The sequence below is a fragment of the Streptomyces sp. NPDC041135 genome, assembly GCF_055592085.1.
The window spans coordinates 123,353-135,575 of record NZ_JBVIYZ010000009.1 but is presented as its reverse complement, the minus strand read 5'-3'; the positions used below and the strand labels follow the sequence as shown (position 1 = coordinate 135,575).

The following is a 12,223-nucleotide window of genomic DNA, read 5'->3' as shown; positions in this document are numbered from 1 at the left end:
CCTTCGTGCACCCATCCCCGCGCATCCTGCCGCCGACGCTCCCGCCGCATCCGGTCCGCATCCGGTCCACACCCCTGACCGCCCACCGGTAGACCCTGACCACACACCCTGACCCAGGGAGACGCATGTCCGTCCGTCCGCTCGCCGCTGCTCCGTCCGCCCGCGGCACCGCTCCCGCCTTCCGGGGCCGCATCGGCCGGGACGCCCGCAGCGGCCATTACGCCGTGCCGCACCGCTACCGGCTCCATCTCTCCACGGCCTGTCCCGACGGCCTGCGCCTCGCCGTGACCCACAGCGTCCTCGACCTCGCCGAGAGCTGTCCGGTCGACCATCTGCCCGCCGTCCCGGACTGCCCCGGCGGCGGCCACTCCGCCCTGCGTCCGCTGTACGAGGCGAGCGCGCACCGCTACTCCGGGCCGGCCCTCGCGCCGGTGCTCAGCGACGACTGGTCCGGACGGATCGTCAGCACCCACACCCCCGACATCCTGCGCGACCTGGGCCGCTTCCGCGACGACGGCCCCACCTCGCTGCGTCCCCGCGGCGCCGGCACCGAGGCGACCGAGCTGGCCGACGTCGAGCGGCTGTGCGCGTACGGCATCGAAGAGGCCGCCCAGCGCGCCGGAGCGGCCGGAACCGGCCCGGCGGAGCGCGCCGCCGCGCTGGACACCCTGTTCCGCGCCCTGGACCTGCTGGAGCGGCGGCTGGCCCGCGAGGAGTACCTCGTCGGCGGCCGGCTCACCGCTGCCGACATCGAGGCCTGGGTGGCGCTGGTCCAGCTGGACACCGTGCACCGCAACCACCTGGACGCGGCCGCCGTGCACCGCATCGCCGGACACGCGGCCCTGTGGGCCTACGCCCGGCGCCTGGCCGCCCACCCGGCCTTCGGCGCCCACCTCGACCTGGACGGCATCGCCCGCCGCCACCACGGCCGCTGCACCGGCCTGGAGGCCGCCGGAGCCGCCGTCCAGATCCTGGACTGGGCGGCCTACACCGCGGACGCCCCGGACGTCGCTCGCAGGTGAGAGCGGTTCGCCCGCGTCCAATCCCTGGACGGCCGTTGACAGCACGACGGCCGACTGCCTTAACTTACGGCTCAGAACGGTCATGAGCGTCAGCGACAAGCCCTGGCTCGCTGACCGGCAACCCTCGCTCCGCGGTGGGGTGCCCCAGGTGACGACCGGACCGGATGACGTTTCACGGATGACGTTTCGGTAAGCGCGAAGGCCCTCCGGGGCCGGAACAGTGACAGGTGACGCCATGTACGCAGCTCCCAGGACGGCCCCGAGCCGGCCGCAGGGCTGCGTACGGTCGTTCGCGGGCCTGCTCGTCTCCGACCGAGCCGTCGATCTGCTCCGCGTGAACAGTGCGCTGTGTACGGCCTCGGGCCGTGCCCGCTGTCAGGGCTGACGCCACTTCCCAGCCCGCGTACCCGACGAACACCGCTGCCGCGGTGCGCCGTTGCCCGCCCCGCCCCCGTTTCCCGCGCGTTCCCGTGTGCCGCCCCGTGTCCCGGTGCCGTCCGGCAGCCCACGTGTGATCCGCCGTGGCCGGGGGTGTCCGACTCCCGCCGGAGCCCGCCATGAGTGAACCCCCAGGCGCCACCGTGTCCCTCACCGACACGCAGGCACCCTCCCCGCCCGCCGACCGGCCGACAGCCGGCCCGCCGGCGGCCGAGCAGCCCTCCGTCGGCCTGCCGCCGGCCGGGCAGCCGTCCGCCGGTGCGCCCGCGGCCGACAGGCCGTCAAAGGCGCTGACCGCACAGCGCGTTCAGCCGCTGCGCCGGCCCGGGCGGTGGATCGTCACCGCCGTCGTCCTGGTGCTGGTGGCCCAGATCCTGCACGGACTGGCCACCAACCCCTTTTACCAGTGGGACCGCTTCCGCTACTGGTTCCTGCGGCCCACCATCCTCGACGGCCTGCTCATCACCCTCGAAGTCGCCGCCCTCAGCGCCCTGCTGGGACTCCTCGGCGGCGTCCTGCTGGCCCTGGGCCGACTCTCCGGGAGCCCGGTGCTGCGCGCGGTGAGCTGGACGTACACCTGGCTGTTCCGCTCGGTGCCGCTGATCGTCGTGCTGATCTTCCTGTACAACTTCAGCGCCCTCTACCAGACGCTGAGCCTGGGCGTCCCCTTCGGCCCGGCGTTCGTCACCTTCGACGAGTCGAGGCTGGCCACCGACATGACGGTCGCCGTGGTCGGCCTCAGCCTCAACGAGGCGGCCTACGCGGCCGAGGTCGTCCGCGGCGGCATCCTCGCCGTCGACCAGGGCCAGCACGAGGCGGCGGCCGCGCTCGGCCTGCCCAGGGGCTACCAGTTCACCCGCATCGTCTTCCCGCAGGCCCTGCGGTCCATCACCCCCAACTACGTCAACCAGCTCATCGGCCTGATCAAGGGCACGTCCCTGGTCTTCTACGTGTCGCTGCTCGACCTGTTCGGCTCCGTGCAGACCATGGGCAGCACCTACCCCGGCGACATCGTGCCGCTGCTGCTGGTCGCCACCGTCTGGTACCTGCTGCTGACCAGCGCCGTGTCCGTCGTCCAGTTCTACGTCGAGCGGTACTTCGCCCGGGGCGCCACCCGCGCCCTGCCGCCGACGCCGCTTCAGAAGGCACGGGCCGGGCTGAGCGCCCTGCGCGCCCGGCTGCGCCAGGAGGCCGCCGTATGACCGCCACCGAGACCGAGACGCTCGCCCTCACCCCCGCCGCGCTGGAGGTCCACGACGTCCACAAGTGGTACGGCGCCCAGCGCGTCCTGGACGGCATCGACCTGACCGTGCGCCCCGGCGAGGTGACGGTGATCCTCGGTCCCTCCGGCTCGGGCAAGTCCACCCTGCTGCGGGTCATCAACCACCTGGAGAAGCCCGAGATCGGGTACGTCAGCGTCGGCGGGGAACTGATCGGCGTCCGGCGCAGCGGAGACCGGCTGAAGGAGCTGAGCGAGCGGGCCATCCTCGCGCAGCGCAGCCGGATCGGCTTCGTCTTCCAGAACTTCAACCTCTTCCCGCACCTGACCGTCCTCGACAACGTCGCCGCCGCCCCGGCCGCCACCGGCAGGCTGCCCAGGGCCGAGGCCCGGGAGCTGGCCCGCGAACTGCTCACCCGGGTCGGCCTCGGCGACCGGACCGAGGCCTATCCGCGGCAGCTGTCCGGTGGCCAGCAGCAGCGCGTCGCCATCGCCCGCGCCCTGGCGCTGCGGCCGGGCATCATCCTCTTCGACGAGCCGACCTCGGCCCTCGACCCCGAACTGGTGGGGGAGGTGCTCTCCGTCATCAAGGACCTCGCGACCAGCGGCACCACCCTGGTCATCGTCACCCACGAGATCGGCTTCGCCCGCGAGGTCGCCGACCGGGTCGTCTTCATCGACGGCGGCCGGATCGTCGAACAGGGGCCGCCCGCCGAGGTGCTGGACAACCCCCGGCACACCCGCACCCGGGACTTCCTCAGCAAGGTCCTCTGACACCCCGGCATCACGCATACCGCTCGACATGTCCATGAACCGACTTACCGACACACCGTCATACCGACACACCGATACACCGTCGCACTTCACCGAACGAACAGGACAGCCATGCCCAGCCACTTCACCCGGCGCCACCTGCTGCGCGGCCTGACCGCGGCGACCGCCGTCGCCACCCTCGCCACCGGGCTCGCCGCCTGCGGCGGCGACAGCGACGCCGCCACCTCCGCCCAGGTGAAGGACGCCACCGGCACGGTGACCGTGGGCCAGCTGTCCAACGGCGCCGCCCGGCAGACCGCGCTGAAGGTCTCCCAGGTCGCGTCGATACGGGCCGAACTGCCCGCCTCCGTCCGCAAGAGCGGTGTCCTGCGCGTCGGCGTCGGCGCCCTGCCCGACGGCTTCCCGCCGCTGGCGTACGTCGGCAGCGACCAGAAGACCCTCACCGGCGCCGAACCCGACCTCGCCCGGCTGGTCGCCGCGGTCCTCGGGCTGAACGCCGAGTTCTCCAACGCCACCTGGGAGAACATGTTCGTCGGCGTCGACAGCGGCAAGTACGACGCCGCCTTCGCCAACATCACCGACACCGAGGAGCGCAAGAAGAAGTACGACTTCGCCTCCTACCGCAAGGACAACGTCGGCTTCGAGGTGCTGAAGAAGAGCACGTGGAACTTCGACGGCGACTACCGCAACCTCGCGGGCAAGACGGTCGCCGTGGACAACGGCACCAACCAGGAGAAGATCCTCCTGGAGTGGCAGGCGAAGCTGAAGAAGGAGGGCAAGAACGTCACCGTCAAGCACTACGCCAGCAAGAACGCCACCTACCTGGCGCTGACCGGCGGCCGCATCGACGCCTACTTCTCCGCCAACCCGGGCGTCGCCTACCACGTCACGCAGACCGCCAAGTCGCCGAACCCGACCCGCAGCGCGGGCACCTTCTCCGGCGCGGGCGCGAGCCTGCAGGGCCTGATCGGGGCGACCACGAAGAAGGGCAGCGGCCTGGCCAAGCCCTTCGCCGACGCCATCAACCACCTCGTGGCCGACGGGCAGTACGCCAAGTGGCTGGCCGCCTGGAACCTCTCCGACGAGGCCGTCACCAAGGCGGAGGTCAACCCGCCCGGGCTGCCGCTGGACAACTCCTGACCCCGGACGGGGACGGGCCCGGCGGCCCGTCCCCGTCCCGCCGGCGCACCCCGCCGCCGGTGCGCCGGCGCCCCCGTACGGACCTCCAGGAAGGCACCCATCGTGTCCTCGACCCCCGCCCCCCTCCTGCACCTCGCCGTCGCCCTGGACGGCACCGGCTGGCACCCCGCCTCCTGGCGCGAGCCGGTGGCCCGGCCGCGTGAGCTGTTCACCGCCCGCTACTGGACCGACCTGGTCACCGAGGCCGAGCACGGCCTGCTCGACTTCGTCACCATCGAGGACGGCCTTGGCCCGCAGACCTCGCGTTTCCTCGCACCCGACGACCGCACCGACCAGGTACGCGGCCGGCTGGACGCCGTCCTCATCGCCTCCCGCGTCGCACCGGTGACCCACCACATAGGCCTGGTGCCGACCGTGGTGGCCACGCACACGGAGCCGTTCCACATCTCCAAGGCGATCGCCACCCTCGACTACGTCAGCGCCGGCCGCGCGGGCCTGCGCGTGCAGATCACCGCCCGGCCCGACGAGGCCGCGCACTTCGGCCGCCGCACCATCCCCCGGATCGACGCCTACGACAGCCCGGCCGCCCGCGAGACCGTCGCCGAGCTGTTCGACGAGGCCGCCGACCACGTGGAGGTCGTGCGCCGCCTGTGGGACAGCTGGGAGGACGACGCGGAGATCCGGGACGCGGCCACCGGCCGCTTCATCGACCGCGACAAACTGCACTACATCGACTTCGAGGGCCGCCACTTCAGCGTCAAGGGCCCCTCCATCACCCCCCGCCCGCCCCAGGGACAGCCGCCGGTCACCGCGCTCGCCCACCAGAGCGAGCCGTTCCGGCTGGTGGCCCGGCAGGCCGACGTCGGGTACGTCACCCCGCACGACGCCGATCAGGCCCGCGCGATCATCGCCGAGATCCGCGCCGGACAGCAGGCGGCCGGACGCGCGGACCAGACCGTGCACGTCTTCGCCGACCTGGTGGTCTTCCTGGACGACGACCCCGCCCTGGCCGTGGCCCGGCGCGAGCGCCTCGACGGCCTCGCGGGCACCCCGTACACCAGCGACGCCCGGATCTTCGCCGGCAGCCCCGCCCAACTCGCCGACCTGCTGGAGGAGTTCCAGGCAGCGGGCATCTCCGGGTTCCGGCTGCGGCCCGCCGTGCTCGGCCACGACCTGCCCGCCATCACCCGGACACTCGTGCCCGAACTCCAGCGCCGGGGCCTGTTCCGCAGCGCCTACGAGGCCCGCACCCTGCGCGGCCTGCTCGGCCTGCCGCGCCCCGCCAACCGCTACGCCCCCAAGCTCTCGGCTCCGCTCGAGCCCGGGGTGACCCCCACCGCAACCGCCTGAGCCGGAGGACCCGCACGCCATGAGCAAGCCGCTGAAGCAGATCCACCTGGCCGCCCACTTCCCCGGCGTCAACAACACCACCGTATGGAGCGACCCGGCCGCCGGCAGCCACATCGAGTTCAGCTCCTTCGCGCACTTCGCGCGCACCGCCGAACGCGCCAAGTTCGACTTCCTCTTCCTCGCCGAGGGACTGCGCCTGCGCGAACAGGCCGGGCAGATCTACGACCTGGACGTCGTCGGCCGCCCCGACACCTTCACCGTGCTGGCCGCGCTGGCCGCCGTCACCGACCGCCTGGGTCTGACCGGCACCATCAACTCCACCTTCAACGAGCCCTACGAGGTGGCCCGGCAGTTCGCCAGCCTCGACCACCTCTCCGGCGGCCGCTCCGCCTGGAACGTGGTCACCTCCTGGGACGCCTTCACCGGCGAGAACTTCCGCCGCGGCGGCTTCCTGCCCCAGCAGGAGCGCTACTCCCGCGCCGAGGAGTTCCTGGCTACGGCCCACGAGCTGTTCGACTCCTGGCGCGGCGACGAGATCCTCGCCGACCAGGCGACCGGCACCTTCCTCAGCGACGCGAAGGCCGGCGCGTTCGTGCACCAGGGGCAGCACTTCGACATCCACGGCCGCTTCAACGTGCCCCGCTCCCCGCAGGGCCGCCCGGTGATCTTCCAGGCCGGTGACTCGGAGGAGGGCCGCGAGTTCGCCGCCTCCGGCGCCGACGCCATCTTCAGCCGGCACGCCACCCTGCGCGAGGGGCAGGCCTTCTACACGGACGTGAAGAACCGCCTCGCCAAGTACGGCCGCCGCCACGACCAGCTGCTCATCCTGCCCGCCGCCACCTTCGTCCTCGGCGACACCGACGCGGAGGCCGAGGAACTGGCGCGCGAGGTGCGCCGGCAGCAGGTCAGCGGGGCCACCGCCCTCAAGCACCTGGAGTTCGTCTGGAACCGGGACCTGTCGGGCTACGACCCGGACGGCCCGCTCCCGGACGTCGACCCGCTGGTCGGCCCGGAGCACATCTCCCGGGGCCGCGCCCAGGTACGGATGTACCGCGACCCGCTGGCCACCGCCCGCGAGTGGCGGGAGCTGGCCGAGGCCAACGGGTGGTCCATCCGGGAGCTGGTCATCCACACCGGCAACCGGCAGACCTTCGTCGGCTCCCCGGCCACCGTCGCCCGGACCATCAACGAGTTCGTGCAGAGCGACGCCTCCGACGGATTCATCCTGGTCCCGCATATCACCCCCGGCGGCCTCGACCCGTTCGCCGACCGGGTCGTGCCGCTGCTGCAGGAACAGGGCGTCTTCCGCGCCGACTACGAGGGCACCACCCTGCGCGACCACCTGGGCCTGGCTCACCCGGACGAGCCGGCGGGCGAGCGGGCCGCTTCGTGAGGCAGGCCGCCGCCACCCGCCGACCGGCACGGTAGCGCGGCCGGGAGAACGTCTCCCTCCCCCGAAGGTGACGTTCCCCCGGCCGCTTCCCCCCCGGTGCCGGACCGTGCCGCCGACCCGCATCCGCCGTCCGCCGGGCAGCGCGCCGAGCCGCTGCGGTCGGCCCCGGAGCGAAGGCCGGGGCGACTGCCGCGGGAGCGGGCGGTGGCGGCGGGTCGTGCGGCCAGCCTGCCGTGCCCGCCGCCCGGGCGCCTGAGTCGGGGGGTACTCAAGTCACCCTGTATCAGGAGTGAGTCGCCCGACTCCTGTTGCCGTGACGACCTACCCGGTGACCGACGTGTCCGACGTGAAGACCCTGGAACTGCCCTGGCCGTTCACCGGCCGGGACGACGAACTCGACCTGATCCGGCGCTCGCTGGCCGCCGGCCGGCCCGGGATCGCCGTGACCGGCCCCCCGGGCTGCGGCAAGACCCGCCTGATCACGGAGGCCGTCCGGGGCGCGGAGTGCGTCCGGGTCACCGGCACGCCCGGGGCCCGCGGCCTGCCCTTCGCGGCGTTCGCGCACCTGCTGCCCGGCACCGTCTCCCTGCACCGCGCCCTGCACCTGCTGTCCGGGGCCAGGCTGCTCGTGGTCGACGACGCCCACCTGCTGGACGAGTCCTCGGCCGCCCTGGTCCACCAGCTCGCCGTGCACGGCCGCACCCGGCTGCTGGTGAGCGCCGCCGACGGCGCCCGGGTGCCCGGCGCGGTGTCCCGGCTGTGGACCGCGGAACTGCTGCCGCGACTCGAACTGGAGCCGCTGTCCGGCGAGGAGACGGCCCGGCTGCCGGCCATGGGCGGGCTCGAGCCGCTCACCGTGCGCCGCCTGCACCGGCTGTGCCGGGGCGACCTGCGGCTGCTGCGCGACCTGCTCGGGGCGCTGCGCGGCTCCGGGCGGCTGATTCCCGTGCCGGACACCGGCGAGTGGGCCTGGCGCGGCCCGGTGCCGGTCACCGCGACCGTCCGCGACCGCACCGCCGCCCTGGACCGCCCCCGCGCCGAGGAGCGCGAGACACTGCAACGCCTGGCGTTCGCCGAGCCGTTGCCGCTCGGCCTCGGCGACCTGGCCGCGGCCGGCCACGCCCCGGAGGACGACCTCGGCGCCGACGGCCCGGCGCTGGATGTCCTGGAACGCCTGGAGGCGGACGGCCTGGTCCAGGTCGACGGCCACGGCCGGGTCCGCCTCGCCCACCCGCTGTACGGCCCCGTGCTGCGGGCCACCGCCGGGCGGCTGCCGGCCCGGCGGCTGGCCCGCACCCCGGCCGGAACCGGGGTCGCGCTGGCCACCGAACAGGCCGCGCTGGCCCGCCGGATCGAACGCCTCGACGTCCGGGAGCCGTCGGCGCCGCTGGGGGAGTGGCTGGCGGCGGAGGGCGCGCCGGTACCGGCCGGGTACGCGGCCGTACGCGCCCGGTACGCGCGGCTGCGGGGGGAGCTGCGCGAGGCGGCGGCGTGGGCGCGGGAGGGGCTGCGGGGCACGCCGGACGACAGCGGCTGCCGTACCGAACTCGCCCTCGCCGCCGCCCAGTCGGGCGAGGTGGCCGGAGTCGCCGAGGCGCCGGTGTGGGAGGCCGCGGCACGCGGCGACCTCGACGGGGCGCTCGCGCGGGCCGGTGGGCCCGGGGTGTTCGCCCGGTACGACGCCGTGCGGCTCGGCGCGCCCGAACGGGTCGCCGGGCTGCTGCCCGCGGGCTCGGTGCTCGCCCGGCACGCCGACGCGCTGGCCCGCGACGACGGACCCGCCCTGGACCGGGTGGCCGAGCAGCTGGGGGAGCGCGGCTTCCTGCTGTTCGCGGCCGAGGCGCACGCCCAGGCCGTGCACGCGCACCGCGACCCGCGCGCCGCCCGGCTCTCCCGGACCCGGGCGGCCGCGCTGGCCGCCCGCTGCCAGGGCGCCCGCACCCCGGCCCTGACCCGGCTCGTCCTCGGTGAACTGACCGCCCGGCAGCGGCAGATCGTCACCCTCGCCGCGGCCGGCCTGAGCAACCGGCAGATCGCCGAACGGCTCACCCTCTCCGTCCGCACGGTCGGCAACCACCTCTACGGCGCCTACACCCGGCTCGGCGCCAGCGACCGCGGCTCCCTGCCCTGGCCGGCGGACCTGCCCGCGGCCGAGTCGGCGTGAGGGACCGTCCGCCGCTCCCGCGCGCCGCCGCTCACGCCGCGCCGAACGCCGCGAACGCCCACCCCGTCGCCTGGTGCACCGCGTCGCCCGGCAGGGCGGCGCGGGCGTCCCGCAGGGCCTCGGCCAGCGACAGGCCCGCGCCCAGCCCCTTGTGCAGGGTGAGCATCAGCGGCACCACCGCCGCGTCGTTCACCGGCGCGCTGCTCGCCACCACCCCGGCCGTGCCCAGCGGCAGCAGCGCCGTGACCAGGCCGAGCAGTTCGTCCGCGCCCACCGACGCGAGCCGGGCGGTGTCGCAGCTGGAGAGGATGATCCGGTAGGGGCTGCGGGCCAGCCGCTCGAAGTCGTGCGCGATGAGCGGGCCGTCGGCCATCCGCAGGGCGGAGAACAGCGGGCTGTCCGCGCGGAAGGTGCCGTGCGCCGCGAGGTGCGCCAGGACCGCCCCGTCCAGCTCCTCCAGCACCCGCGGCACCTCGGCGTCACCGCCCTCCAGCACCGTCGCCGTGCCGTACCGGTCCGCAAGTTCGGGCACCTCCGCCCCGCCCGTCGCCAGACCCGGCCCGCGCACCAGCACGGTCCGGCCGCCCGGCGGCGGCTCGGTCTCCCGCGCCCGCAGCCAGCTGCTCGCCGACGGCGACACGCTCAGCACCCGCTCCCGCAGCGCCGGCAGCAGCGCCCACGGCACCCGGTGCAGCGCGCCGGGCGGCACCACCACCACCGGCCCCGGGCCCAGATGCGGCACGGCCCCGTCCAGCAGCAGCTCCTGCAGACGCCGGCCGGCCGCCTCCACCAGCGCCAGCCGGCCCTCCGCGCCCGGGTGCGCCAGGCGCCGCAGCCCCGCCTGCACGTACTCGGCCTCGGCCACCGCCTCCGCCAGCGTCCCGCCCGGGAACCGCCGCACCCTGCCCTGCCCGCACAGCAGCACGTGCACCTGCCCGTCCACCACGGCGAGTTCGAGCAGCCACCCGTCCCCGAGCCGCTCCAGCAGCCGCTTGGCGGAGAAGCGGCCGCCGTCGCCGGAGGCGGCGCCGCGCATGTGGTGCGTACGGGAGCGGATCTCCCGCTCCAGGCGCCGCTGTTCACGCTCCAGCGCGGGCACCGGACGGCCGTCCATCCGGGCGGCCTCCGCACGGGAGGCGATCTCCCGGAACGCGGTCAGGCCGCGCAGCAGCGCCGGGTCGGCGGGCGGCCGGGCCGGCGGCGCGGACAGCACCGTGGCCCGCCACCGCTCGCTCCACTCCAGCAGCCGGCGCGGCTCGCCGCGCCCGAGGCTCACCTCCTGGGCCAGCGCGGCCAGTTCGGCGCCCTGCGCGGTGGCCCGGGCCCGCAGCTCGGAGGCGCCCAGCGTCATCCGGTGGTCGTCGAGCACGGCCAGGCCGCGCCGGCAGGCCTCCAGCACCCCGCGGGTGGAACCGGCCGCCCGGGCCCGCAGCGCCTGCGCCGCCCACCCCGTCATCCGGGCCGACGGCGGACCGGCGTGCCTGCTGCGCGCGGCCACCGCCAGGTGCCGTTCCGCGTCCGCCGTCCAGCCCAGCGCCAGCGCGATCCGGCCGGCCAGCAGCGAGGCCTCCGGCGCGGCGGGCGAGCCGAAGGACGCCAGCCGTTCGGCGACGGCGGCCGCGTCCGCGACCAGCCGCCCCGACCGGCGGCCCGCCGCCAGCCGCGCCTCGGCCAGCACCAGCCGGGCGTGCGTCTCCCACCAGGTCCGCCGCTGCCCGGCGAACAGCCGCACGGCGACGGCGGCGCGGGCGATGGCGGTGTGCGGGTCCCCGGCCGACCGGGCGGCCCGGGCGGCGGCGAGCAGCAGCTCGGCCTTGCGCGTGGACTGGCCGCCGATCCGGTCCAGCAGCGCGATCGCCGTGTCCGCGCCGGCCAGCGCCTCCGGGGCGAGACCGGCCGCCATCAGCACCTCGCAGCGCCGGATCGACAGCATGAACGTCGGGGTGCCGAGCCTGGCGTACCGCTCCTCGGCCTCGTCCAGCAGCCGCAGCGCCGCCGGGATGTCTCCGGAGCGGAAGGCGGCGAGGCCGCGGCTCTCCACCGCGTCCGCCTTGTCGTGCTCCTGCCCCGTGGTGTCCCACAGCGCCTCCGCCGCCGTGAAGTCGGCGTCGGCCCGGTCCACCGCGCCCAGCGCCAGGTGCACCGTGGCCCGCAGGGTCAGCGCCCGCGCCGTCCAGATCACGTCGTCCGCCTGCCGCAGCACCGGTATCGCCCGCCGGACGTCCTCCAGGGCCTCGCGGTGCCGGCCGAGCACCCACCAGACGTACGCCCGGCGGTACAGCACCCGGGCGCGGGTGTGTCCGCTGCCCCGCGCGACGCCCCGCTCGAACGACGCGAGCCCCTGCCGTGTGCGCCCCGCGTGCACCAGTGCGACCCCGAGGGTGGCGAGGACGTCCGCCTCGCGCTCGGCCGACTCCGCGCGGGCCGCGAGGTCCCGGGCCCGCCGCAGGTGGCGCAGCGCGATGCGCAGGTCGCCGAAGTCCCGCTGCCAGATGCCGAGCACCTGATGGGCGACGCAGGCGTGCAGCGGCGGCGGCCCGTCGCGCAGCACCTGTTCCGCCCGCACCCGCGCCTCGCCCGGGTCGGCGAACACCATCGGCAGCAGGTCGTACACCGCCTCGCTGCGTGCTGTCACTCCTCGGATGGTAGTGGCCGGCCGGCCCGCCCCACACGGGTTCGCCGCCCGGGCGCCTGTATCACCGGCAGTGGCCGCGGCTCTGACT

Annotated in this window: 8 protein-coding genes and 1 riboswitch; of the genes, 7 read left to right on the top strand and 1 reads right to left on the bottom strand. The window is 75.2% G+C overall.

All coding sequences use genetic code 11. The features are described from left to right. The first annotated feature begins 125 nt into the window (after nucleotides 1–125). The 7 genes from ACZ6CZ_RS22015 to ACZ6CZ_RS21985 all read left to right on the top strand — a co-directional run bounded on the left by ACZ6CZ_RS22015 (nucleotide 126) and on the right by ACZ6CZ_RS21985 (nucleotide 9,500). A complete protein-coding gene (locus ACZ6CZ_RS22015) occupies nucleotides 126–1,022 on the top strand; it encodes a glutathione S-transferase C-terminal domain-containing protein (RefSeq protein ID WP_469023685.1) in 897 nt (298 codons plus the stop codon). A 78-nt stretch (nucleotides 1,023–1,100) separates the two neighbouring features. After that, a riboswitch (SAM riboswitch) is annotated at nucleotides 1,101–1,224 on the top strand. 355 nt (nucleotides 1,225–1,579) lie between these two features. Further along, complete coding sequence (locus ACZ6CZ_RS22010) at nucleotides 1,580–2,662, top strand: amino acid ABC transporter permease (RefSeq protein ID WP_469023682.1); 1,083 nt, start codon at nucleotides 1,580–1,582, stop codon at nucleotides 2,660–2,662. Further along, nucleotides 2,659–3,453, top strand: coding sequence for an amino acid ABC transporter ATP-binding protein (locus ACZ6CZ_RS22005; protein WP_469023680.1), 795 nt, complete (start codon nucleotides 2,659–2,661; stop codon nucleotides 3,451–3,453). The genes ACZ6CZ_RS22010 and ACZ6CZ_RS22005 overlap by 4 nt, the downstream gene beginning before the upstream one ends. Before the next feature lie 111 nt (nucleotides 3,454–3,564). Next, the gene (locus ACZ6CZ_RS22000; RefSeq protein ID WP_469023677.1) at nucleotides 3,565–4,593 is read left to right on the top strand and encodes an ABC transporter substrate-binding protein; all 1,029 of its coding nucleotides are present in this window, start codon (nucleotides 3,565–3,567) and stop codon (nucleotides 4,591–4,593) included. A 102-nt stretch (nucleotides 4,594–4,695) separates the two neighbouring features. Beyond that, complete coding sequence (locus ACZ6CZ_RS21995; RefSeq protein ID WP_469023676.1) at nucleotides 4,696–5,943, top strand: LLM class flavin-dependent oxidoreductase; 1,248 nt, start codon at nucleotides 4,696–4,698, stop codon at nucleotides 5,941–5,943. 19 nt (nucleotides 5,944–5,962) lie between these two features. Next, nucleotides 5,963–7,336 (top strand): NtaA/DmoA family FMN-dependent monooxygenase, encoded by a 1,374-nt coding sequence (locus ACZ6CZ_RS21990; RefSeq protein WP_469023674.1) that lies wholly within the window; start codon nucleotides 5,963–5,965, stop codon nucleotides 7,334–7,336. 328 nt (nucleotides 7,337–7,664) lie between these two features. Continuing rightward, complete coding sequence (locus ACZ6CZ_RS21985; RefSeq protein WP_469024009.1) at nucleotides 7,665–9,500, top strand: LuxR family transcriptional regulator AbsR2; 1,836 nt, start codon at nucleotides 7,665–7,667, stop codon at nucleotides 9,498–9,500. Nucleotides 9,501–9,531: 31 nt separating this feature from the next. Here the strand turns inward: ACZ6CZ_RS21985 and ACZ6CZ_RS21980 are convergent, their stop codons facing one another. Further along, nucleotides 9,532–12,096 carry a CHAT domain-containing protein gene (locus ACZ6CZ_RS21980; RefSeq protein ID WP_469024006.1) on the bottom strand — a complete coding sequence of 855 codons (2,565 nt, stop codon included), beginning with the start codon at nucleotides 12,094–12,096 and terminating at the stop codon, nucleotides 9,532–9,534. Between the last annotated feature and the right edge of the window lie 127 nt (nucleotides 12,097–12,223).